Source organism: Thioflexithrix psekupsensis (genome assembly GCF_002149925.1).
GTDB classification, from domain to species: Bacteria; Pseudomonadota; Gammaproteobacteria; order Beggiatoales; family Beggiatoaceae; genus Thioflexithrix; species Thioflexithrix psekupsensis.
In genome coordinates this window covers 652,202-677,575 of record NZ_MSLT01000006.1, presented here as the reverse complement: position 1 = coordinate 677,575, position 25,374 = coordinate 652,202, and the positions used below count along the sequence as shown (strand labels likewise).

At 40.8% G+C, this 25,374-nt stretch carries 18 protein-coding genes; 12 read left to right on the top strand and 6 right to left on the bottom strand.

Annotated features, from left to right (window positions below; all coding sequences use genetic code 11):
• The first annotated feature begins 257 nt into the window (after positions 1-257).
• Positions 258-1,145 (top strand): DNA-methyltransferase, encoded by an 888-nt coding sequence (locus tag TPSD3_RS04145; protein WP_217884372.1) that lies wholly within the window; start codon positions 258-260, stop codon positions 1,143-1,145.
• Between the two features lie 94 nt (positions 1,146-1,239).
• Positions 1,240-3,480 carry a TonB-dependent receptor plug domain-containing protein gene (locus TPSD3_RS04140; RefSeq protein ID WP_176329716.1) on the top strand — a complete coding sequence of 747 codons (2,241 nt, stop codon included), beginning with the start codon at positions 1,240-1,242 and terminating at the stop codon, positions 3,478-3,480.
• 76 nt (positions 3,481-3,556) lie between these two features.
• On the opposite strand, the gene TPSD3_RS04135 is transcribed toward TPSD3_RS04140, so the two are convergent.
• Entirely contained in the window at positions 3,557-4,072 is a 516-nt protein-coding gene (locus TPSD3_RS04135) for a retropepsin-like aspartic protease family protein (protein ID WP_217884371.1), read from the bottom strand.
• Positions 4,073-4,280: 208 nt separating this feature from the next.
• On the opposite strand from TPSD3_RS04135, the gene TPSD3_RS04130 reads away from it, so the two are divergent.
• Together TPSD3_RS04130 and TPSD3_RS04125 are read left to right on the top strand one after the other, a co-directional pair.
• A complete protein-coding gene (locus tag TPSD3_RS04130) occupies positions 4,281-4,583 on the top strand; it encodes a hypothetical protein (protein WP_217884370.1) in 303 nt (100 codons plus the stop codon).
• A gap of 2 nt (positions 4,584-4,585) precedes the next feature.
• Positions 4,586-7,345, top strand: coding sequence for a sensor histidine kinase (locus TPSD3_RS04125; protein WP_086487308.1), 2,760 nt, complete (start codon positions 4,586-4,588; stop codon positions 7,343-7,345).
• On the opposite strand, the gene TPSD3_RS04120 is transcribed toward TPSD3_RS04125, so the two are convergent.
• Positions 7,333-8,010 carry a lipid-binding SYLF domain-containing protein gene (locus TPSD3_RS04120; protein WP_086487307.1) on the bottom strand — a complete coding sequence of 226 codons (678 nt, stop codon included), beginning with the start codon at positions 8,008-8,010 and terminating at the stop codon, positions 7,333-7,335. The genes TPSD3_RS04125 and TPSD3_RS04120 overlap by 13 nt on opposite strands.
• A gap of 26 nt (positions 8,011-8,036) precedes the next feature.
• The gene (gene cysZ, locus TPSD3_RS04115; RefSeq protein ID WP_086487306.1) at positions 8,037-8,837 is read right to left on the bottom strand and encodes a sulfate transporter CysZ; all 801 of its coding nucleotides are present in this window, start codon (positions 8,835-8,837) and stop codon (positions 8,037-8,039) included.
• A 71-nt stretch (positions 8,838-8,908) separates the two neighbouring features.
• Between cysZ and TPSD3_RS04110 the strand changes: the two genes are divergently transcribed.
• The 3 genes from TPSD3_RS04110 to TPSD3_RS04100 all read left to right on the top strand — a co-directional run bounded on the left by TPSD3_RS04110 (position 8,909) and on the right by TPSD3_RS04100 (position 12,531).
• The gene (locus tag TPSD3_RS04110) at positions 8,909-9,805 is read left to right on the top strand and encodes an NAD-dependent epimerase/dehydratase family protein (protein WP_176329715.1); all 897 of its coding nucleotides are present in this window, start codon (positions 8,909-8,911) and stop codon (positions 9,803-9,805) included.
• A 5-nt stretch (positions 9,806-9,810) separates the two neighbouring features.
• A complete protein-coding gene (locus TPSD3_RS04105) occupies positions 9,811-10,818 on the top strand; it encodes an MraY family glycosyltransferase (RefSeq protein ID WP_086487305.1) in 1,008 nt (335 codons plus the stop codon).
• 99 nt (positions 10,819-10,917) lie between these two features.
• Positions 10,918-12,531, top strand: a complete 1,614-nt coding sequence (locus tag TPSD3_RS04100; protein ID WP_086487304.1) for a GAF domain-containing protein — start codon at positions 10,918-10,920, stop codon at positions 12,529-12,531.
• A gap of 283 nt (positions 12,532-12,814) precedes the next feature.
• Here the strand turns inward: TPSD3_RS04100 and TPSD3_RS04095 are convergent, their stop codons facing one another.
• Both TPSD3_RS04095 and TPSD3_RS04090 read right to left on the bottom strand, forming a co-directional pair.
• Entirely contained in the window at positions 12,815-13,237 is a 423-nt protein-coding gene (locus TPSD3_RS04095) for a hypothetical protein (protein WP_140048474.1), read from the bottom strand.
• 127 nt (positions 13,238-13,364) lie between these two features.
• Complete coding sequence (locus TPSD3_RS04090) at positions 13,365-15,938, bottom strand: two-partner secretion domain-containing protein (RefSeq protein ID WP_086487302.1); 2,574 nt, start codon at positions 15,936-15,938, stop codon at positions 13,365-13,367.
• 163 nt (positions 15,939-16,101) lie between these two features.
• Between TPSD3_RS04090 and TPSD3_RS04085 the strand changes: the two genes are divergently transcribed.
• From TPSD3_RS04085 to TPSD3_RS04070, 4 genes are all read left to right on the top strand, one after another.
• Positions 16,102-16,791, top strand: a complete 690-nt coding sequence (locus TPSD3_RS04085; protein ID WP_086487301.1) for an OmpA family protein — start codon at positions 16,102-16,104, stop codon at positions 16,789-16,791.
• Between the two features lie 83 nt (positions 16,792-16,874).
• Positions 16,875-19,181 (top strand): NADP-dependent malic enzyme, encoded by a 2,307-nt coding sequence (locus tag TPSD3_RS04080; RefSeq protein WP_086487300.1) that lies wholly within the window; start codon positions 16,875-16,877, stop codon positions 19,179-19,181.
• Positions 19,182-19,243: 62 nt separating this feature from the next.
• The gene (dapD, locus tag TPSD3_RS04075; RefSeq protein WP_086487299.1) at positions 19,244-20,068 is read left to right on the top strand and encodes a 2,3,4,5-tetrahydropyridine-2,6-dicarboxylate N-succinyltransferase; all 825 of its coding nucleotides are present in this window, start codon (positions 19,244-19,246) and stop codon (positions 20,066-20,068) included.
• 60 nt (positions 20,069-20,128) lie between these two features.
• Entirely contained in the window at positions 20,129-21,538 is a 1,410-nt protein-coding gene (locus tag TPSD3_RS04070; protein ID WP_086487298.1) for a sigma-54-dependent transcriptional regulator, read from the top strand.
• Between the two features lie 59 nt (positions 21,539-21,597).
• Here TPSD3_RS04070 and TPSD3_RS04065 read toward each other — a convergent pair whose 3' ends face one another.
• On the bottom strand, positions 21,598-22,182 hold the full coding sequence (locus TPSD3_RS04065) for a Uma2 family endonuclease (protein ID WP_086487297.1): 585 nt from the start codon (positions 22,180-22,182) through the stop codon (positions 21,598-21,600).
• Positions 22,183-22,333: 151 nt separating this feature from the next.
• Between TPSD3_RS04065 and TPSD3_RS04060 the strand changes: the two genes are divergently transcribed.
• On the top strand, positions 22,334-25,357 hold the full coding sequence (locus TPSD3_RS04060; protein ID WP_086487296.1) for a type ISP restriction/modification enzyme: 3,024 nt from the start codon (positions 22,334-22,336) through the stop codon (positions 25,355-25,357).
• Positions 25,358-25,374: the final 17 nt, after the last annotated feature.

Genomic DNA, 25,374 nt, shown 5'->3' with positions numbered 1-25,374 from the left:
TCAAGAAAAGAACTCCCCAAATGCCTCTTTTTTGTTCGTAATTTATTGATTATTTGTTGCTGATCAGGGTGATATTTTTTACAGTTTTGCTACTTAATCGTGTCGTTTTGGTTGCATTATGGCCAATATGGGATGTGGTGTTTATTCTTAGTTAATATTAATTCTGAAAATTTTAAAACTCTGATTCAGATGAGGCTAAATAAGCAAGAATGACTCCCCCTCTTAATAAAATAATTTGCGGTGACTCCATAGAATTAATGAAAGAGATTAATTCTGACTCTATTCATTTAATATTAAGCGATATACCTTATGGTATTGGTATTGATGAATGGGACGTGTTGCACGACAATAAAAACACGGCTTATTTAGGCAGCAGTCCTGCTCAAGAAAAAGCAGGAGCGGTTTTTAAGAAAAGAGGAAAACCACTTAACGGATGGTCTGAAGCAGATAGATTAATTCCAATTCGCTATTATGAATGGTGTATGCGTTGGGCAACAGAGTGGTACAGAACCCTTAAACCCGGCGCATCTGTCTTTATTTTTGCAGGACGACGCTTGGTTCATCGCTGTATTTGTGCGATGGAAGATGTGGGTTTTACTTATAAAGATATGATTGCATGGGATAAAATAAAAGCACCCCATCGAGCGCAAAGAGTCAGCATTGTATTTGAACGGCGTGGCGACAAATTATCCGCTAAAAAATGGGAAGGCTGGCGAATCGGAAATTTACGACCCCGATTTGAACCCATTTTATGGTTTACAAAACCCTACAAAATAGGGAGTACAGTCGCCAGTAATTTAGTAGAAAATCAGGTGGGAGCTTTTAATGAAAAAGGATTATTGCACTTTATTGCCAGCCCAGATAATATCCTATCTGTTCCCGCAGATAGTCATGATATTGGATTGCATCCAACCCAAAAACCTTTAAAATTAATGCAGTTATTAATAGAAATGACCACCACGCAAGGGCAAATTGTTTTAGACCCTTTTTGTGGAAGTGGCACCACTTTAATCGCGGCTTTAAAAATGAAGCGTCATTATATCGGTTATGAATTAAATCCTGACTATTTTAAAATAGCTTCTGATAGAATTAATAAAGAATTAAACCATCAAGAATTAGATTTATTTAACAGCAATAATCATTAGACGAGGAATCCTGAGATTTAGGATAATTTTATTCAGTATTTTCCTCATCACTATTTTAGAGGATTTTATGAAGAGGTATTTTAGTTTATTTCTAATGAGTTTGCTCAGTTTGACTTGTTATGCCACTGAGGTGGAGCATGGTGATGATAAAAATGAAGAAATTCGTAAATTGTTGGCGATGGATTTAGAGCAACTTTTAGAAGTAACCATTGAAACCGCGTCTGGAATCGAGCAAACTTTGCGTAACGCGCCGGCGGCAATGGTGGTGATTACGGATGAGGATATTCGTCGGCGAAGTTATACGAATTTAACAGAGATTTTTGCGGATTTACCCGGTTTTGATACGATGCAAACGGGTTCATCGCAACACGTCACGGCCTATCAACGTGGTTATCGCACGCCGTTTATGCAGCGCATGTTACTGATGATCAACGGAATTGTCGATAATCACCTGTGGAGTCACGGGGCGCAAATTTCACGTCAATATCCCATCGGCGGATTAAAACAAATTGAGGTTTTATACGGCCCGACCAGCGCGGTGTATGGCCCAAATGCGTTTTTGGGAATTATCAATTTGATTACCGAAGACGGCGGATCGTTAAAAAATGGCGAAACACGCGTAAATATTTCAACCCAATTAGGCAGTTATCAATCACGCGGCGCGGAAGCCCATATTCAAGGAAAGCACGGCGATTGGCGATTTAACCTATCCGCAAAAACCTTTCACAGCAACGAAGCAGGATTAGATGAGCTTGCGCCTTGGGGATTTCTCACAACAGAGCAACTTAACAATAAAAATACTTGGGGCGCAATATTGGATTTGGGAAATGAAGGCGTGAAATATGGCGAATATTCTGATCCGACCAAAGATTGGGGCGTTTTAGGTGAAGTGCATTTTCGTGATTTTGCGCTCGGCGTGATTGCGTGGGATACTCGTGAGGGTTATGGGCCTTATTACGCGGGCGACCGAGTGCAGCCCAATGTGTACTGGAAACACGATGCCCAACAAATTTACCTCAAACACGATTCTCAAGCCAATGACAAATTAACCGTTAAAAGCCAAGTTTCCTATCATGCCAATCGAATTTGGGGAAATTGGGTGGAAGCCGTTCCCGATTGGAATGAAAACAAATCGGCCTATTCTTATGTGAGCATTTCGGATTGGAATTCATTGAATTATAGCGGCTTATTCAAACAAGATTATGATTATCAATTTTCTAAAGAACTTCGTTTCACGGGTGGTTTAAAATACGAAGCAAAAACACTCACCAAAGCTTATGATTTATGTTCTTATTGGAATGGAACTTTTTGTTCTTCTGAATCTGGAGATACGGGCAGATATGGACAAGGATCAGGGGTTTTCCACAGCACTGATTCTACTGTGGTTATTGCGCCATCAACATTAGATTCTATGCCAGAAGAAAACCTTGTTCGTACCCGTGATGTGGGGATGTATTTGCAAGCATTATGGACGCAAAACAAATGGAATTGGTTAGCGGGCGTGCGTTATGATCGAAATAGTATGTATGGAAGTTCAATAAATCCTCGCGTTTCAAGTATTTACCATTTTTCACCCGAAACAACTTTCAAATTATCGTATGGAAAAGCATTTCAAGAACCTTCCCCCATTCAATTGTGGGGCGGTTGGAGTGGACGCACGGGCAACCCTGATTTGAAACCTGAACAAGCTGAGAATTTAGAATTAATTATTATGCACCAACAGGAACATTGGTTACATGATTTGTCTTTATTTACCGCATATTACAAAGATGTTGTCAAAGAAGAAGCTGAAAACGCGGGAACGAGAAATATTCGAGGATTAGAATATCGCGGGCGTTTTAATTACCCCAATCCTTTGTTCAAAAACGCACCCAATCTTACCGGTAATTTATATTATACTTACACTGAATCTTCAAGTAGCATTACTTACGATCAAACAGCCCGTTCTTGGCTTAATCAAACTTCTGAATTAGGCGATATTGCTCCCCATAAAATTAATCTTGGAATTGATATTCCTTTTGATCAAGATTGGTATATTAATTGGCGAACTAATTATGTCAGTGAGCGGGTTTTATATTCTCATAATCCCTTGAGAGAACAAGGAAAAACTGCCAAATCTTTCACCGTTTCAAATCTCTCTTTAGGTTATCGTCAGGAAATATTTGATTTAAATTTCACTGTCAAAAATATTTTTGATAAAGAATATTATTTTCCGGGGGGTGAACAAGCCGATTCGGGAGATGATTTTTCTCAACGCAGTTTAGGTTTTCGTAATTCTTTAATCCCCGCCGAAAAACGTAGCTTTTGGTTAAATTTCCGCGCCACGTTAAATTAGAAATTTCATTTCAACTGCGCCATTAAATTAGACGTATAATTCTCATATTTTTTTGCTGAAAACGTTAACTATTTCACTACTGATGCTGCCTTAATACCAAGCGATTACCTTCCTGAATTAGGGTTAATTGCTTTAAAAAACTCATACCAAGTAACACCTCTTCGCCTTCCATGTAAGGATTAATCGAAGCCCGTACGCCGTGTAAACGAATATCACCAATCGACACCTGATCAATTTGAGTTTGATAAGTGGTGATAGTGCCGTTGGCGGTTTGGGCGAGCATGGGAGAACCTCGCTTTAAATTCAATCGGTTAGCCACATTTTCAGGAATCGACACCACGGTTGCGCCCGTATCAAGCAAAAATAATACATCCTCACCATTAATCTGTCCGGTGGTCAAATAGTGATGACTACGATTACGGATTAACACCACTTCTTTGTAACCATCGGTATGATAAGCGGTGGTAGGCTGGGTATTTGGATTACGTCGCTGTTCCAAAACCTGATCAAAGAAAAGACTCAATAGACCCAATATGGCAATAAATGCCATCGCAATCATAAACTTACCGATACGTTGTTCAGAGGCAGGCATTGGCATTTTCCTAAATTATTGATGAAAAAGAATTTAATAGGCTAACGTACTTGAGAATTATAGCAAAGCCATTGTGTGGGCAAAAATAAAATTGTTACATTGATCTGGATGTAAAGTTAGAATATGCTTTGCGCTTTTATCACTTGATTTGTTGGTAATGATCGCTGTATTTTAAATTTATTTATACCCTAAATTAAGGCTTAAATCAATGAGTCTCCCTTCTGATTTAAATCCGATAGAATCGGAAAAAAATTTAACCTTAGGCATTGGACATCGTCGCCGTAAACGCAGCCAATTAATCGCTTTAATGTTGGCAGGATTAGTCTTGTTGAATTATCCGCTTTTATCCTTATTTGGAACACCGCAATTATTTTTAGGCATTCCTGTTTTATATTGGTACTTATTTGGCGTTTGGTTTGGGTTTATTTTATTGGTGGGTTTCACTTTAGAAAGCCACCTTCCTCCTGAAGAAAATCGCATTGCTTTAGACGACTTGGAGGAAGAAGATTAATCATGTTGCAACATTGGGTGATTCTCCTTGTTTCCTTAGGTTATTTAGGTTTATTATTTTGGATTGCTTATTATGCAGATAAGCGGGCTGATCAAGGACGTTCTTTAATCAGCAATCCCTACGTTTATACCCTATCATTAGCGATTTACTGCACTGCTTGGACATTTTACGGCAGTGTGGGGCGTGCTGACAGTTCTGGAGTGGATTTTTTACCGATTTATTTAGGGCCAACATTAATGGCCGCTTTATTTTGGATTGTGTTGCGGAAAATTATCCGCATTGCCAAAATTCATCGCATCACGTCAATTGCTGATTTTATTGGTTCTCGTTATGGCAAAAGTACGCTTTTAGGCGGGTTAGTTACGGTGATTGCGGTGATTGGTATTTTGCCTTATGTGGCCTTGCAATTAAAAGCCGTTTCTAACAGTTTTGAAGTGATTTATCATTATCCTCAACTTTCTTCTGTCATTGACGTTTCAGGATATAGCCCACCTTTCTGGACAGATACCGCTTTTTATGTGGCGTTATTATTGGCTGCATTTACCATTTTATTTGGCACGCGCCATATTGATGCCACTGAACGACATGAAGGCATGGTGGCCGCGATTGCTTTTGAATCCTTAGTTAAATTAATCGCTTTTTTAGCGGTGGGATTCTTTGTTACTTTTATGTTATTTGATGGGCCTGCGGATTTATTTAGGCAAGCCGCAGAAAAAGAAGAATTAGAGCGTTTAATGGGTTTAGATAGCTTAAATGGAGGCTTGACGCATTGGTTTTCTTTAATCTTTTTAGCCATGATGGCGATTATGTTTTTACCGCGGCAATTTCAAGTTAATGTGGTAGAAAATGTGAATGAAGAACATGTGAAAACCGCCAGTTGGTTATTTCCCATGTATTTATTAGCCATTAATTTTTTCGTGTTGCCCATTGCAATGGGTGGACATTTATTATTTGCCGATAGCCGCGTGGATCCAGATACTTTTGTGCTGACTGTGCCAATGATGCAGCAAGCAGAAAGTTTGGCGTTATTGGTGTTTATTGGTGGCTTATCGGCGGCCACCAGTATGGTGATTGTGGAAACTATTGCCTTATCCACAATGGTTTGTAATGATTTGGTAATGCCAGTGTTATTGCGCATTAAATCATTAAAGCTGACTGAACGTGAAGATTTAAGTGGTTTATTATTAATTATTCGCCGCATTACTATCGTCATGATTTTGCTGATGGGTTATATTTATTTTAGCATTATTGGCGAATCTTATGCGCTAGTGACGATTGGTTTAGTGTCATTTGCTGCCGCGGCGCAATTTGCCCCTGCCATTTTATTAGGTATTTATTGGAAAGATGCCAGTCATAAAGGCGCAATGGTCGGTTTAATTGGTGGCTTTTTAATTTGGGCTTATACTTTATTATTACCTGCATTAGCGAAATCAGGTTGGCTTGATGAAGCCTTTATTCATGACGGTTTATTTGGCATTGGTTTATTAAAACCTTATGCGTTATTTGGTTTGGAAGGTTTAGATGAAATCAGCCACGCTGTTTTTTGGAGTATGTTATTTAATGTTGGCGGATTAGTGGGTGTTTCTTTACTGTCTCGACAAAGCACATTAGAGCGATTGCAAGCGGTGTTATTTGTCGATGTTTTTCGCACCTCTAAACGCGAAGGACAATCTTATTATTGGGGCGGTAGCATTACCATTGAGGAATTGCGCGCTTTATTAGTCCGTTTCTTAGGCGAAACCAGAGCGCAACAAGCCTTTGAACATTACGCTTCTATTAGAAATGTCGATAGCAGCGAAATGACCACTGATCCCCAACTCATTACCTTTGCAGAACGCTTATTAGCGGGCGCAATTGGCTCGGCATCAGCCCATGTCATGGTGGCTTCCATTATCAAAGGACAAACGTTGAGCGTTGAAGGCGTGATGCGCATTTTAGATGAAACTTCTCAAGTGCTAGAATATAGCTACCAATTAGAGGAAAAATCAAGAGAATTAGAAGCCGCCACTGCCGAATTACGCGCGGCCAATGAACGCTTAAAAGAATTGGATCGGCTAAAAGATGAATTCGTGGCCACAGTGAGTCATGAATTGCGCACGCCATTAACATCTATTCGTGCTTTTTCTGAAATTCTGTTAAATAATCCCGATATGGAACGGCAACAACAACAGGAATTTTTAGAAATTGTGGTGAAAGAAGCCGAGCGATTGACCCGTTTAATTAATGAAGTATTAGACTTGGCTAAAATCGAATCAGGACGTATGGAATGGCATTTAGATGAACATGATTTAGGCACGTTAATTATTGATGCGTGCAATGCGGTGAGCCAATTATTCCGTGAGCGTGATATTGAATTGGTGCAGGAATTAACGGTGCGTCCTGTGGTGGCTTTCGTGGATCAAGATCGTTTTATTCAAGTGATTATTAATTTACTGTCTAATGCCTGTAAATTCAGTGAGCCACAAGAAGGAAAAGTCACAGTGCGTTTACTGTTAATGGATGAGCATGTGCGCATTGAAATAAAAGACAATGGGTCTGGTTTATCGCCTGAGAATTTGACCAGCGTATTTGATAAGTTTTATCAAGTTGAAGATCAACAAATGGGTAAACCTAAAGGCACAGGTTTAGGCCTACCGATTTGTCAGGGGATTATTGAGCATCATCACGGTAAAATTTGGGCTGAAAGCGAATTAGGTCAAGGGGCGACTTTTATTATCACTTTGCCTAAAAAACAGCCCGATTCTACGCCTCAAAATGAATAGTGATTTAACATTTGTTTTAGGCGAAAAACGCTGGGAGAAACGGTTAAATTACTGCCTGCAATAAAAATATCCGCAGGACGCAAATAACGCCCATATAAATTGGCATTGGCATCGTGATCAATTTTTATCACTGATCCCGCCAATGCCAATCCCGCATATAATCCTTTACTGCGCGAATAAGCATAAATTTCTGAGTGAAAATCAGTGCCAATTTCACTGCCCGCGCCCACTGGCCCCGCCGTTAAACCCAAATCTGCACCTAAAGTAACATGCCCATTTAACACGTTACTTACGCTTTCTTTTGACATAAACAATAAAATCACATTACTGACATTAATTCCCGCTTGCAATCCCGCACTGCCACCGCCCAAAGTGAGAAAAACAGGCGCACTCCAGCCATTTTGCGCATCTCGCACCAGTAAAACGCCACGCCCTACATTACCACCAATACCCAAAGCCAAACGGACAATAGTCGGCATGATAATAATGGCTTCAGCCTGTTTTAATAACGACGCTGGCACGCGTTCCTCTAACATGCTTTCTTCAAAAATCGCTAAGGCATCTTCTAAACGAGATTCTTCATGAGATAAATTCTGCGCATTCGTGTTGATAGGCAGAATAAAAGCGCATAAAATAAGCACAGATAATAAAATAATAGCACGCATTGATTTTCTCCTTAAACAAGTATTGATTAATGGGAATTTGTGTCTGTGCGATGCGACGGGCGAAATTCCATCACCCAAAATTGCGTTGCCCCTGCAATGGCCGCAGGCATAATGAGCAAATTTAAAAAAGGAATAAGCATGGCCGCTAATACCACCCCACCAAAACTTAAACTCATCAATAAATGATGCGATAATAATTGCCGTTGTTGTTTTAATTTTATCCCATGATTGCCCATCGGATAATCCATATATTGCAACACCAACATCCACGCCCCTAATATTAACCATAAAAACGGAGTCAGCAGATTAATCACAGGAATAAAACTCAATAGCAAAATCAAAATCACCCAACGTAAATAATAAAGCAGTTTATTAATTTCTGTCATTAACACACTGGGAATGGTTTTAATAATCTGTGACCATGAAGTTGCGGGTAATTCTTCCCCCGTTAAACGTTTTTCTACCGCTTCGGCTAACAAGCCATTAAAGGGAGAACTCACAAAATTGGCCACCAGCGTAAATGTGAAAAAAACCACCACTAAAGCCGCAATAATAAACAACGGAATTAAAACCACTTCTAACCACGCTAACCACGTGGGTAATTGAGCGGTGAGCCATGCTATTCCTTGTTGATATTGTTGCCAGCCGTAATAAATTAATATACTGAAAATTAATACATTAATCAACAAGGGAATAAATACGAATGGACGGATTTTTGGCTTAAAAATTAAACCCAATCCCGCTAAAAAATAATGAATGCCTTTGAACATGATATTAAAAAAAAGTGATAACAGAAATAAACCAAATGCGATAAATGCAGTGTTCATCACCGCTTAAATGCCGTATCATAACCCAATTCACCCATTTTTTTTCAATCTTCTCTTTTTTTCTCATGCTCATGCCAAAAATAACACTGGTCGCTGGAGCCAGTAATCAAATTGGTTATTTTTTATTGCCGCGTTTATTGGCTGCGGGACAGCGGGTCATTGCTTTGTCGCGTCATGCGATGCCTAGCGATCCTTTTCCAGAGGCAAAAAAATATTCCCATTGGCAATGGCAAGTGTGCGATTTGGCACGCGATACGCCGCAATTAAGCGAAGCATTTGGCCTTATTTTTGCCGCGCCTTTGCCGTTATTAGTGCCGTTATTGCAACGATTAGAAAATAAAAATATCGTGCGGGTGATTGCGTTTAGTTCTACCAGTCGTTTTAGCAAAATAGATTCGCCCTATTTTAAAGAACAACAGATTGCGCAACAATTAGCCGATGCAGAAATGGCATTAACGCAATACACTAAACAGCACCATTTGCCTTGTACGATATTGAGACCGACGTTGATCTACGGTTGTGGACGCGACAAAACGGTGACGGTGATGGCGCATTTTATCCGTCGTTTTGGTTTTTTTCCCATGGTGGGATCGGGAGAGGGATTGCGCCAGCCCGTTCATGCCGACGATTTGGCACAGGCTTGCGTGACGATTTACGCCCATACGCGCACTTTTGGGCAAAGTTATAATCTCAGTGGGGGAGAAACTTTAACTTATCGCGCCATGGTGGAAAAAATCTTTTTTGATTTAAAACGTTCGCCCCGCATTATTTCTATTTCTCCCCATTTATTTTCACTGGCAATTCGGATAGTGCGCTATTGGCCAAAATATGCTTATTTAACCCCAACGATGGTGCAGAGAATGAATCATGATTTATGTTTTAATCACGATGTGGCTCACTTAGACTTTGGGTATCAACCGCGCCTTTTTCAATCGAGTGATTTAGGGTGTTTTTTAACTCAGGAGTAATCCTCATGATTCCTACTTTAATGTTGATGACATTTGCCTTATCGGCTTTATTAACTTACCGTTTTAGCCGCCCAGAAGGTGGAAACTTTCTATTAGATCATCCCAATGCCCGCTCCTTGCATTCTCGCCCTACGCCCATGAGCGGTGGCATTGCCATGTTGACGGCGTTTGGTTGTGCGGCGATATTGGCGTGTGTTTCGGATGGAACGATGCAGGCTTCATTGTGGATTTGTTTAAGCACTTTATTAATTTTTACCATCTCTTTATTAGATGATTTTTTTAATTTATCAGCTTTATTTCGTTTAATGATTCACGCTGCGGCCGCGGTGTTATTATTAAGTCAAACAGAATGGTGGTTAATCGCGTTTTCTTTACCTTATTTTTCTTTTATTTTACCTGAAACCATTGCCATTATTATTTCTTTATTATTTGTGGTGTGGATGACCAATTTATATAATTTTATGGATGGTATGGATGGTATTGCGGGAAGTATGGCTTTATTTGGTTTTAGCACGATGGCCATTTTAGCGGGATTGGCGGGAGAGATGGCTTTTATGCTCATGAGTGTGTTGGTTGCCTGTGCGGCGACGGGATTTTTAGTGTTTAATTTTCCGCCTGCTAAAATTTTTATGGGAGACACGGGATCGTCTAGTTTAGGTTTTTTAGCGGCGGCATTTAGTTTATGGGGGACGGAATTAGGTATTTTTCCTTTATGGGTGGCTTTATTGATTTTTTCTCCTTTTATTATTGATGCCACAGTGACTTTATTAAAAAGAATGTGGCGTAAAGAAAAGATTTGGCAGGCGCATAAAACTCATTATTATCAACGTTTAGTGCAGTTATATGGTTCGCATCGTCCTGTGTTATTGCGTTTTTATGCGTTAATGGCTGCGTGTAGTTTTTCTGCGTTATTTGCGCCGTTTTTATCTGCGATGGGGCAATTATTTTTATTATTATTTTGGGTATTTATTTATGTGGGATTAATAATATGGGTGGATCGGGTGGCGAAATAATTTTGAAACGCTGTAAATTCCGACTTTGATCATAAAAATAAATGTTGTCCTATAGATTTTTCCAGATCACATCCCAATCACATCCTATTCGAATGCAGTATGGATAAAAAAATATCCGTAACACTTTACACCGATTGGATGGGTGGCTTTATGGAAAAAGACAAGGTTGTTTCTACGGTTATTGGCTGCGATCAAGAGCCAATTCATTTATTAAATGGCATTCAATCTCACGGCTTATTATTCGCTTTATCAGAACCTGAATTAATTATTTTACAAGTCAGTGATAATATCGAAACGATTACAGGAATTGAAGCGGAACATTTGCTGAATCAACCCATTAGTCATTTATTGGGATTGCCGCAAGTTGATCCGATTAAACAACGTTTGGTAATGGAGCCGGATGCGTTACGACAATTAGACGTGTTATCTTTTCATCTTAATGTGCGTGGAGAACGACAATTATTTCATGGTTGTTTACATCGCAGTGGCGCGGTTTTAATTTTAGAATTAGAAGCCGATTTGTTGTTTAATTATGCGCGAGAATTAATCCGTTCTCCTTATTGGCATTATCAGCAAATTAAAGTATTAACCAGTAAATTGCAAAAAATTCGAGATGTGCAGCAATTGCAAAATATCGTGGTTAAAGAAGTGCGCCGTTTAACGGGATTTGAACGGGTTATGTTGTATAAATTCGACACGGATTGGCACGGTCATGTGGTGGCTGAATCTAAAACGCCAGAAGCCCGATCTTTTCTTGGTTTGCATTTTCCTGCCAGCGATATTCCTGCCCAAGCGCGGGCATTATATCGTCGTCATTGGTTGCGCGGAATTGCCAATATTGATAAAGCTCCCGCACAACTCATTCCTGAACTTAATCCTTTGACTAAAGAACGATTAGATTTAAGTCATTCGGTGTTGCGTAGTGTTTCTCCCATTCATGTGAAATATTTGCGCAATATGCAAGTGCAATCTTCTTTGAGCATTTCTGTGTTAAAAGATGAGCAGTTGTGGGGGTTAATTGCCTGCCATCATTCTACGCCTAAATATGTGGATTATCCCACGCGAACGGTGTGTGAAGTGATTGGGCAAATTGTGTCGATTCAAATGGATTTATGTGAAAATTTAACGCTGTATGAAAAGATTTTGCGTTTAGAGACGGATAAATTGCGTTTAGACGATATTTTAAAATTAGCCGCTGGTCTTGAGCAAACTCGTGCGCCCGATGCGTGGAATCGGCTAAGACGCATGGTATCGGCTGATGGCGTGGCGGTGAAATTTAAAGAGAAACAATTGCGTATTGGTTTAACGCCTACGCAAGCGCAAATTGATCGGCTTATTGATTGGTTAGAAACGAATCAAGCGGGTTATTTATTTTTTACCGATTGTTTGCAACAACATTATCCAGAAGCGGCTGATTTTAGTGATGTCGCGGCGGGATTAATTAGTTTATATGTGAATCAGATGGAATTGCGTTATATTCTGTGGTTTCGGCAAGAATTTGTAAAAACGGTGGATTGGGCAGGAAATCCAGAAAAACAATTACAATCTGTAGAAGAAATGCCCATTTCTCCCCGCAAATCATTCGCGGTTTGGCGTAGCACTGTGCGACATCATGCCTTGCCGTGGGAAATTTATGAGTTAGAAAATGCAATGTCTTTGTATGATTTGCATGATTTGAGTGAGGAATTTTGGCCGGAAGATGCGCAGCCATAGTGCGTATTTTGGGTCAAAATGGTGCATTTTTGAGACACTCGTGTACTGACATTTTGTTTTTAATTTTTAAAAACAAAAGGTTACTCTTTTAAATTGCATTGGTATCATTATTGCTGATATGAGGATAATTGTTATTATGATCAGGCGCAATGGCCGTGTGCCTCTTCTTGATTTCTCTCAGTTTGTTATGGTTCCCTCCCTCGGTTTGAGCGCGACAGCTTATCTGGTCGCGTTCTTTTTTTTTCTGCGCGTTGAGAAGTAACATTTAATATTATTAAAATGTTTAAAAAGCCGTTGTTTCTGATTTTTGTTCAGGCGTTGCATCCTGTTCTAATTCTGTGGATTCTGAGGGTTCTGGAATGGTGTGAAAACGAATTTCTGGGGATTGTGAGGGATGAAGGGGAGGCGGCACGAATTCCCCTGTATGATAAATCCCTGTTAATTCATCAGGTTGTGGCGGATTATCTTGCCGAATCGGGGTCGTTTGGCCGACACCTTCTTGTAAAGCGATGGGCGTTTTTTCCGTATTGGCTGGCGGGAACAATACGGGTGTTTTTATTGCGGTTCTTGGCTTGTGCAATAACTCCACTTTAATCGTTTTAATTTCTGCCGAAGCGGGTTGTTTAAATGGAGTACAAGCGGCACTCATCATTGTCAAAAAAAACAAACCAATACTGTAAATTAATAAATATTTTATGCCCATCATTGGTCTCATGCCATGTTAAAACCTCTTTACGATATTACCACAATAATAAGTAATTCAACAAAAATAATCTGATTGTTTTTATTCATCTCGTTCCTAAGCGTGCTACTTTGGAGCGAGATGAATGAGATTACATTTTTTCCCGTTCACAACCCAATTGCGCTAAATCTGCATACGCCAACAACATTCCTGTCATACCTGTTTCCGGTACAGAATCGGCGTGAGCGGCAGAAATAGCAGAAGTCACCACGCCCACAGGAAGTATTCCGCTAGGAATTAAATCCCGACTGCCTAAGGTAGAAAAGCCCTCGCGGTCTTTCACCACCAAACTGCTTAAATGTTCCGCCAATCGCGCATAACAAGCAGGTTGTAAACTCTCTTCCGCGCTGAAAAATTGGCTGGATAACACGACTAATCCATCACTTAAATTAATTTCAGGCGTGCGAATGGAAACGACACCATCCACATTGCGTTGTGAACTGGCATCAATCGGTGAGGTGGTCTCAAGCGGAAAACGATATACGCCCAATGTGGCAATTTGAATATTACCGCCGGGGCCGCCCACCGCTCGCGCAATCACAGGACTGTTGTCTAACACCAGAAATAACGGATTTAACACAATATTTCCCCCACTGCCCACACTGTCGCCCACACTGGTAGAAATTCGGCTGTCGCGTAACGTGGTTAAACTGTTGGTTGTTATCGAAATACTACCACCGTCGGCGGTGTTGGCTTTGGTGGTGATAGCCGCTTGATCGCGCAAAGAAAGACGATAAGCCACTAACACAATATTTCCTGCCATGCCTTCGCCCGCGCTGGTGTCTGTTCCCGAATCGCTACTAATGCTGCTAAATGAATTAGTTAGGCTATTTTTTCCCACAATCGACACATTATCATCCACCCGAATCACAATATCACCCGCTTGGCCGTTGGTTTCAATTGTGTTACTTATTTGCGCGCCCCCACGCATCACCAGCCGTTTCGCCGTGACGATAATATCACCCGATTGTCCCGCTTGTTCTTCGGTGGGAATAAAACGACTCAAAAATGAAGGAGAATACTGACCGCTGGCATTAATATTACTTGTTTCCCCTTTTGCATTTTCCCCTTGTAACCATAAATCACCTGTAAGTGAAATACTAATGGTGCCGCCTTGCCCCAATCCACCCGTTGCCGTAGAAATTTGGCCGCCATCTAAGACGTATAAATCCTCAGCCTGAATCACAATATCACCACTGTGACCCTGCACTTCAGAAGTGGCTAAAATCGCACTGGGCTGTGGGTTTTCGCCGGCGGTTGCGCCGCGAACTTGAATTTTTTCTTTAGCTTTCAAATAAATCATGCCACCATCGCCCGCAGAGCGAGAAAAAGAACTCACCACGCCCCCTTCTAGTAATTCTAAATTCTCGACTTCTAATTGTACTGCGCCTGCCGCACCGCCTTGCTTAGAGAAACTGTCGGTGCTGATTCGACTACGTACTCCGTCGGCACTGACACCTTGTACCGTGACGTGTTCGGCGTGGATGAGAATTTGACCGCCCACACCGACACCGCGATCTGTTTGTGATTCAATGCGTGCGCCGTTATCGACGGTTAAGTTTTTGGTTTTAATGACAATATTTCCACCATCCGCACCGCTAAATGTGGAAGCCGATAAGCGCGTGCCTTGATAAGCATTATTCACATTGCGTCCATCGCTTAATGCAATCTTTTCAGCCACATCCAGCACCATATCGCCCGCACGGCCGCCTTGCTGTTCTGAAATATTTAAAATGCGACTGAAACCTGATAAAGTTAAAGAATCTGCCCGAATATCAATTTTCTGCCCTATCTTCTCAGGAATCAAAGTCCCACCACCAATAACGGCTTGATTTTCCATAACAATATCTCCAGCACGAATATAAGCCACCGCCGTTCCCCATTCTCGGCTGGAATCTGGCACAAAATCATCTGTTTCCAAACGGCTATTATTTAATAATAACAAACTATTACCTGTCGTTAATTGTAAATCATCAGCCATTGGCGTGACTTCACCTTTTCCTTGCGTCGCCGCAATATTTAACCGTCCCGAAGCAGAACGCAATAAACCACCCGATTGGGCAGTAATTTCGCCACCAATCACGGATAAAGTGTGTTCTGGTGCGACTTCTAATTGACTGCCGACAAAGTCAATATAAGCCGATTTTCCTAAGAAACCAAAAGACTCCAATGATGCCGTGGTGAATTGACTTTTTTCTCCCAAATGGGCGTAAAAACGGCTATTATCCGCAAAACGCAAATAATCCGCCGTACTGACATGAAATCCACCCAACACATCCAAACGCGCTTGCGGCCCAAATAAAAAACCCGACGGATTAAGCAAATATAAATCAGCTTCAGGAATGGTACTGCGTAATTGACCATTAATCACTGAAGTTTCTCCTCCCGTAATGCGAGCGATAACATCGGTTAATTCATTTGCCCCTGAAAATGTAACCGATTCTCCCGCATTGATATTAAAAACTTGGAAGCTGTGAAATAAATGTGTACCATACTGTTGTCCTAATTCTGCACCGATCTGATAATCAGGCCCCGTCAACAGACTCGCTTGGCCTAAACTACCATCGGTACTGATTTGCGCGTGAGCGACAGATTGAAATGGACTTAATGGATTGCATTGCCATAGCAATAAAAAATAAATGCTGAAATGCCATTGTTGTTTCATAAAAATAATTCTCGTTGTCCGCTCATTTACGGCATGAATAAAAAGGGTTTAAAGCCAGAAATTCATCTGTGCAATCACAATAATGAAGAATGCGCTAATGATACGCTGCTTGGCTGACCATTCACATGACTTTAGATTTATTTTAAATAGAAGGAATCCGATCATGGGACGATCTCGATGGTTTTTATCCAATTATTTTAGTCTATTTGGCTTATTGGGTTTAATTTTTGTATTAAATATCACAGGATGCGCCACATCTCCTGAGATTGACTCGCGTGCGATAAGCGAGCCGTTGCCTACGCCTGAAGTGTCCACCCAGACATCCATGCAATCGTATTCTTCTACGGCGACATCCTCGCCCGCAGACAACCCAGCAGTCGCACCGCCAAAACCACTACAATACCCCGCCACAAAACCCGCTCCAACACAAAAAAATACGCCAAAAACCACAGGAAAAAAACCCGTTTCCGCTGCGTCCACTTCTTCTGTCGTTTTGACTCCTCAACAAACACCAGAAGGCTTGTTAATTACCTTAGACGAGCGTTATTTTTCTGGAGATCGAATGCGCGTGGCCACGAATCAAGCCGCTTTTATGCAGAAAATTGCGGAGTTATTCCGTCAATATCCGCACCGCCAAGGCAAAATTGAAGCCATTGTGAATGATGTGGGCAGTGCCGATTATTTACGCGGTGTGTCGCAGCGTTTGGCGGATGCGGTATTGTATGAATTGGTTGAACGCGGCGTAGAATCACGGCGATTACTGGCCACTGGATTAGGTGCGCGGCCGCTTTCTGCTGTCGCACCGCGTGGTCAAATGGGACAACGACAAGTGACGATTTTACTGTTGCCATAGTAGAATAAGCACAACGACCTGAACCCTGAATCAAGTCGAGAAGCATAACCCCCCAAAAAAAAGGACACCCTAAAGGAGTGATCATGTCCGACGATTTAAGTGCGGATGCACTGTATTATCACCGCAATCCCAAGCCCGGTAAATTAGAAATTCAAGCCACCAAACCCTTAGCCAATCAACGCGATTTGGCATTGGCTTATTCGCCGGGGGTGGCTGCGGCGTGTCGGGAAATTGTACGCGATCCGCGTGAAGCCGCGACCGTCACCGCACGCGCCAATTTAGTCGCGGTGATCAGTAATGGCACTGCGGTGTTGGGTTTGGGCGATATTGGCCCCTTAGCGGCAAAACCCGTCATGGAAGGCAAAGCGGTTTTATTTAAAAAATTCGCGGGAATCGATGTTTTCGATTTAGAAGTGAGTGAGAAAAACCCCGAAAAATTAATCGATATTATCGCCAGTTTAGAACCGACTTTTGGCGCGATTAATTTAGAAGATATTAAGTCGCCAGAATGTTTCATTATTGAACAGCGATTAAAAGAGCGAATGAACATTCCTGTTTTTCACGATGATCAACATGGAACGGCGATTTGTGTGGGGGCGGCGGTTTTAAATGCTTTGCGTTTGCAAAATAAGCAAATTGATCAAGTGAAATTAGTCACTTCAGGTGCGGGTGCAGCGGCTTTAGCGTGTTTGGATTTATTGGTGAATTTGGGCATTGCCAAAGAGAATATTATTATTACTGACAGTTTAGGCGTGGTTTATCAAGGCCGTAGCGAACACATGGATCCGTTCAAAGCCCAATATGCCGTTGATACGCCGCATCGCACTTTAGGCGAAGCCTTGACGGGCGCGGATATTTTCTTAGGTTTATCGGTCGCGGGCGTATTAAAACCAGAAATGCTGGATAATATGGTTGAAGAACCGTTAATTTTAGCTTTAGCGAATCCTGTCCCTGAAATTATGCCGGAAGAAGCGCGTAAAGTGAGACCTAAAGCCATCATTGCCACGGGGCGATCTGATTATCCAAATCAAGTGAATAATGTGTTATGTTTTCCGTTTATTTTTCGTGGCGCATTAGATGTGGGCGCGACGCAAATTAATCAGGAAATGCGTTTGGCGTGTGTGCGGGCTTTGGCCGATTTGGTGACCACCGATAAAACCAATATGGCTTCTGCGGATGCTTCTGAAGTGTTAGCCAATGCGTATGCGGGGCAGGAGTTGGAATTTGGTGCGGATTACATTATTCCCAAACCGTTCGATCCGCGTTTGATTGCGGTGGTGCCGCCTGTTGTGGCGAAAGCGGCGATGGACAGCGGCGTGGCCACGCGACCCATTAAGGATTTTGAGAGTTATAACCAATGGTTAGCGCAATTTATGTTCCGTTCGGCCAACGTGACGAAGGGTATTTTTATCCGCGCCCGCGAAAATCCTCAACGGTTAATTTTCTCCGAAGGGGAAGACCCGCGTGTCATTCGTGCTGTACAAGTGTTGATTGATGAAGGTTGCGCTAAACCGATTCTTGTCGGACGACATAAAATCATCAGTCAGCGTATTAAACAACTGCGTTTACATATTCGCCCTGATGTTGATTTTCGTTTAATCGATCCGCAAAATTATGATCGTCATGCACAACTGGCTGAATTATATCATGATTTAATGGGACGGCGAGGTGTTTGGCCGGCGGAAGCAGATGTGTTGGTGCGCAGTAACACAACCATTCTTGCCTCTTTGTTGCTGCATTTGGGTGAAGCGGATGCCTTGTTGGCGGGGCCAGTGGGTTCTTTTGCGGAGCATTTGAAAAATGGCTTAAATTTGATTGGCTTACGTGATGATGTTTCCAGCGCGGCGGCCATGCAAATGTTGATTTTAGATGAGGGAACTTATTTTGTGCTTGATACCTCAGTCACTTACGAGCCGACCGCGCAACAATTGGCCGAAATGACCATCATGGCCGCCAATGAAGTCATGCGTTTGGGAATTACGCCTAAAGTGGCTTTAGTATCCCATTCTAACTTTGGCAGCAGTGATACGCCGTCGGCATTAAAAATGCGTCAAGCCTTGCATTTAATTCATCAAATGATGCCTGATTTAGAATGTGATGGGGAAATGCAGACCGATTCGGCATTAATCGAATCTATTCGCAATCGTTTATATCCTAAATCGCCATTACGCGGCTCGGCCAATTTATTGGTGATGCCCAATCAAGATGCGGCCAGCATTACTTTTAATGCCTTAAAAGCATTAGCCAATGGCGTATCGGTTGGCCCTATTTTATTGGGAATGAAACAGTCTTATCACATTTTAAGTCGCGTTGTCACCACGCGAGGCGTGGTGAATTTAAGTATTTTAGCCGCGGTAGATGCCCAGTCTTTAAAAGAAGGCAGCCGTTAATTTTTAAAATCTGCTCTCGTAGATTTTTATTTTCTATTCCAATTTTTTTTAAAGGGAAAACAATGAACGAGTTAAAAACGATTATTGAACAAGCGTTTGAACAGCGTAATGAATTGAGTCCGCGTTATGTGAGTCGGGAGGTGAAAGAAGCGGTAGATGAAACCTTGGATTTACTCGATAGCGGTGCATTGCGTGTGGCAGAGAAACAGCAAGGACAATGGATCGTTAATGAGTGGCTAAAGAAAGCGGTATTGTTGTCATTTCGTATTGAGGATAATTATTTTATTAAGGGGGGTTTTACCAATTATTACGACAAGGTGCATTCCAAATTTGCCGACATGAATTCACGCGAATTTCAAGAGCGTGGCGTGCGCGTGGTGCCGCCTGCGACGGCGCGGCATGGGGCGTATATCGCGCCTAATGTGGTGTTAATGCCGTCTTATGTGAACATTGGGGCTTATGTGGACAGCGGCACGATGGTTGACACGTGGGCGACGGTGGGATCATGTGCGCAGATTGGTAAAAATGTGCATTTGTCGGGGGGCGTGGGGATTGGCGGCGTGTTAGAACCGTTGCAAGCCACGCCGACGATTATTGAAGATAATTGTTTTATTGGTGCGCGTTCGGAAGTGGTTGAAGGGGTTATTGTCGGTGAAGGTTCGGTGATTTCTATGGGTGTTTATTTGGGACAAAGTACCCGTATTTATAACCGTGAAACTAAAGAAATTACTTATGGTTATATTCCCCCTGGATCGGTGGTCGTTTCTGGCAATTTACCGTCGGAAAATGGCGAATATAGTTTATATTGCGCGGTGATTGTGAAACAGGTTGATGAAAAAACCCGCGGTAAAGTCGGTTTAAATGAATTATTGCGCAATATTTCTTGAGTCTCATTTTTTTATCCTTATCCCCATGCGCTGGCGTGGGGATATTAACGAGAAATCGCCATGTCTCCCCCTTCTTTTTCTCCCTTAGAAACCGCAGAACAAAAGGCTTATCCTTTCGCCATTCTTTTAGTGCAGCAAGAAGCAGAAACGCGGCATTTATTACAACATCATTTAAATCCTTTATGTGCGTTTTTAGAAACCGCTATTAATATTCAAGTGGCTGAGGCATTAAGAAAACGTTACCATTTTGATTTAATAGTAATTGAGTTAGAAGAAAAATCACCCGATACAGGCATTAATTGGCTGCATCATTTGCGTGAACAAGGCATCAATACCGCTGTTATTTTTACTACCGCAAATACCAGTGTAGAATTGGCTTTGCGGGCTTTGCGTTTGGGGGCGGTGGATTTTTTTATTCAGCCGTTTGGTATGGCGCAAATTGTGGCCGCGGTGCAGCGCAATTTGCAACATCAATCAATGCAACGAGAAAATTATTTATTGCGTCGTCAAGCGGAGGATTTTTATCGCTTAGAAGGCATTTTGGGACAGAGTGAAAAAATTAAACAATTATGTCAAGTGATTCGTCGCATTGCGCCAACTCCTTCGACTATTTTAATTGAAGGAGAAACAGGAACAGGAAAAGAATTGGTGGCGCGTGCAATTCATCAATTAAGTCAGAGAACAGGGGCATTTGTTGCGGTGAATTGTGGGGCAATTTCTAATGAGTTATTAGAAAGCGAATTATTTGGCCATTTACGCGGTGCATTTACTAATGCGCATCAACATCGAGAAGGATTATTTCATTACGCCCAACAAGGCACATTATTTTTAGACGAAATTGGCGAAATGCCATTGGCCATGCAAACTAAATTATTGCGCACTTTAGAACATAAAACCATTCGCCCTGTCGGTGCGGATCAAGAAATTCCTGTGAATACCAGAATTATTGCCGCAACGAATCGACGCTTAATTGAAGCGGTAAAAACAGGACAATTCCGCGAAGATTTATTTTATCGTTTAAATATTTTAACGTTGACCGTGCCACCGTTGCGGGAGCGGTTGGAAGATTTGGCATTATTAGCGCGTTATTTTTCGGAGACTTTAGCCAGTCAATTAGGCGTGGCGCAATTGCCATTGAGTTATCAGGATATGGCTAAATTACAACAATATCATTGGCCAGGGAATGTGCGGGAATTAAAAAATATTATTGAACGCTCTTTATTACTCGGAAAATTGCCTGATGATTGTTTTTTAGAATCGCAAAGCATTACCCCATCGCCGTCGATAGTTACCGCAGCGAAAACGGTTTTTAATGATGAATATCAAGCGCATGAAATGCCTTTATCAGAATTAGAAAAAAGTTATTTAACGTGGATGCTATCCCGCTGTCAAGGCAATAAATCAGAAGCAGCCCGACGTTTGGGCATTTCTCGCAAAACATTAGATAGAAAATTGCAGGTTGATAAGTGAAAATGGGGGAAGTCATTAAAATTGTTCAGAATTTCTGCATTTCTACCGCCCCTCAAAAATTAAGGAAATTTAACAGATTCATACATATCTATCAGTAATAAATGGTCTTTAATACTCTGTAAATAAACACTTTCTTGCACATCTCGATATTCATGTAGTATCCATTCGTTGTTTTCAGTGCGTCGATAATGTTCTACTAATACTTGCTCTGAATCGACTAAAACATAATCCAGCAACACAGAAATAGAGCGGTATAACATAAACTTATCACCCCGATCATAACTACGGGTCGAAGGCGATAAAACTTCAATAATTATCACTGGATTCAACAAAGAACATTGATTGTCTGTTAATTCAGGTTCTCCGCAATAGACTGAAATATCAGGATAAGTATCCAAACCCGCAGGCGTATGAATGCGCATGTCGCTGTTCATGGGCTGACAAGGGGAACCGCGTAATTGAGCAAATAGTTGTGCCAATATATTTCTGGCAATAGTGGCATGATTGAATGTCCCACCCGACATGGCAAAAACTTCGCCTTGATAAAATTCATGCTTGAGATCAGATTGTTGATCTAAAATAAGATATTTTTCGCGGCTCATGTTATGTTGGATTGCGTTTAACACGGTTTTAGTTTCTCGCATAAGTCATTCATTAAACAGAATTTTCCCTTTTATCTCGTTCCTACATGCCATGTAGGAACGCAGTCCAGACGCGCCGCGTCACGACCGCACAAACTTGTGGGAACGAGATAAATTCTAATTCTAACAAAAAAATTATCAAGGAATTCAATTTATGCAACACACCATTCACGCTTATTACCGCGAATTAGATGATTTACGCCGCATTGCGGGTGGGGAAAATGAAGGAAATTTGCGCCGCGCTTTTGAAAATTTATTAAAAAATATTGCTGAAGAACATCAGTTAATTGTTTTAGCGGAATATCCATTGAAAAAAATAACGGGGAATTTGCGCATTGATGGCGCAGTCATTGACCGTTTGCGTTTGGTGCATGGGTGGTGGGAGGCGAAGGATGAAAAAGATGATTTAGACGCGGAAATTGCGCTTAAATTGGCTAAAGGTTATCCTGCCGATAATATTATTTTTGAAGATACGCGCACCGCAGTTTTATTGCAAAATAATCAGGAAGTGTTTCGCACGCCCATTGAAAATGCAAAATCTTTTGAGAAATTATTAACGCATTTCTTTGATTATGAATTGCCACAGGTGCAAAATTTTCGCGTGGCACGGGATAAGTTTTTGAGCGAATTGCCCGCAGTTTCTCAAGCCTTAATTCAGTTATTAGAACAAGCGCATTTAAATAATCCTCAATTTCATCAACAAGCACAGCAATTTTTAGCCTTATGTCAACGCTCCATTGGGCAGAATGTCACGCAGAATCATGTCGATGAAATGTTGATTCAACATATTTTAACGGATCAGATTTTTCGTGCGGTGTTTCCTGATTCTAATTTTCATCGAGAAAATCATTTAGCGGTTTCTATTGGCGAATTAGAAAAATATTTTTTTCGCGGTGAAACCAGAATGAATTTATTAAAACATTTAGAGCCTTATTTTGCGGCGATTCGTCAAGCGGCCGCCAGTACGGTGACTTCGCAAGAAAAACAGACGTTTTTAAAACAAGTTTATGAAGATTTTTACACGGCTTATAATCCTAAAGATGCCGATAAATTAGGCATTGTTTATACGCCACAAGAAGCGGTGCGTTTTATTATTTCGGGTTGTGATTGGTTGGCGCGGGAGCATTTTGATAAGTTTTTGATTGATAAGGATTTAGATATTTTAGACCCTTGCACGGGAACGGGAACTTTTATTGTTGATTTATTGGATTTTTGGCGCGGTCAACATCAGGATTTAATGCGTAAATTTGCGCAGGAAGTTCATGCCAATGAAGTGTCTATTTTATCTTATTATATTGCGTGTTTAAATATTGAACAAACTTTTTATGATATAACGAATCAATGGCAGGAATTTAAGGGCTTATGTTTCGTTAATACATTGGATAATGTCGGCTTTGAACAAACTCATAAAGGGGGCATTAATGATTTATTCGGCAGTTTAACGGATGAGAATCATTTGCGCATTCAAGCCCAAAATAAACGCAAGATTCCTGTGATTATTGGAAATCCGCCTTATAACGCAAAACAAGAAAATTATAATTTTCAAAATGCAAATGAATTTTATCAGCAAATTGATCAGCGAATTAAAGACACTTATATTTATGAAGGCACAGCGCAAAATAAAATTGTGATTTATGATATGTATGTGCGTTTTTTTCGCTGGGCTTCAGATAGATTGGGAGAAAAAGGAATTGTTGCTTTTATTAGCAATTCCTCTTTTATTGATGCTAAAGTATTTGATGGATTTCGTAAAATTGTCACTAAAGAATTCCAAGAAATTTGGATTATTAATTTAAAAGGAAATGCACGCACCAGCGGAGAACGTAGAAAAGCCGAAGGCGGAAATGTTTTTGATGATAAAATTCGCGTAGGCGTGGCCATTTATTTTTTTGTTAAAAATCCTGCTTTAAATGGCTGTAAAATTCATTATTTAACTTTAGATGATTTTTTGCCCGCTGTTGAAAAACGCAATTGGTTAAGAAATAATTATTTAGAAAAATTAGCCAAAACGGGACAATTTGCTTTCATTCGCCCGAATGCACAGAATTTATGGTTAAATCAACCGACAGAGGATTGGACGGATTATTTACCGATTGCCAATAAAGATGTAAAAACAGGGGAAAGTGAAAAGGCTGTTTTTAAGTTGTTTTCCAGTGGTGTTAAAACGCATCGTGATGAATGGGTTTATGATTTTTCAAAACAGGATTTAGAAGCCAAAATACATTATTTTGTCGATATTTACCAAAAAACGCTAAAAAATTCTGATTTTAAGGATAAATTTAATATTAAATGGGATGCGGAATTAACTAGCTATGCAAATAGACAAATAGATAAAACTTTTGAAGCAGAAAAGTTAATAGAATCTGTTTATAGACCTTTTATTAAAAAGTGGTTTTATTTTGATAAGCATTTTAATGGAAGAACATATCAATGGGAAAATATTGTTGGTGTTAATGCTTGTTTTGAAAATTTAACTATAACTATTTCTGGCGGCTCATTTTCAAAACTTTTTCAAGCCTTAGCAATTTCAATTGTACCTTGTCTTGATTTACTTGAAAAAACCCAATGTTTACCCCTTTACATTTACGCCAAAGACGGCTCACGTCAAGAAAACATAACCGATTGGGCATTAAACCAATTCCGTCAACATTACCAAAACACGGGCATTGAAAAAATAAATATATTTCACTATGTTTATGCGGTGCTGCATTATCCTGCTTATCGAGAAAAATTTGCGCTCAATTTAAAACAAGAATTCCCGCGCATTCCGTTTTATGCCGACTTTTACAAATGGGCAACGTGGGGAGAAAAACTCATGAATTTACACGTGAATTTTGAGAAAATAACGCCCTATCCATTCACCCGAATCGACACGCCAAGCAAAACCAATAAAGTCCGCTTAAAAGCCGATAAAACAAATCATTTAATCGAAATCGACAGCGAAACCCAATTAAAAGATATTCCAGCCATGGCATGGCAATATCAATTGGGGAATCGCTCGGCATTAGAATGGGTTTTAGACCAATACAAAGAAAAAACCCCAAAAGACCCAACAATAAAAGAAAAATTCAATACTTATCGCTTTGCCGATTATAAAGAACAAGTCATTGATTTGTTGGGGAAAGTTTGCGCGGTGAGTGTGGGGACGGTGGGATTGATTGAAGAAATTGAAAACTAACCTATAAGGAAGAACCT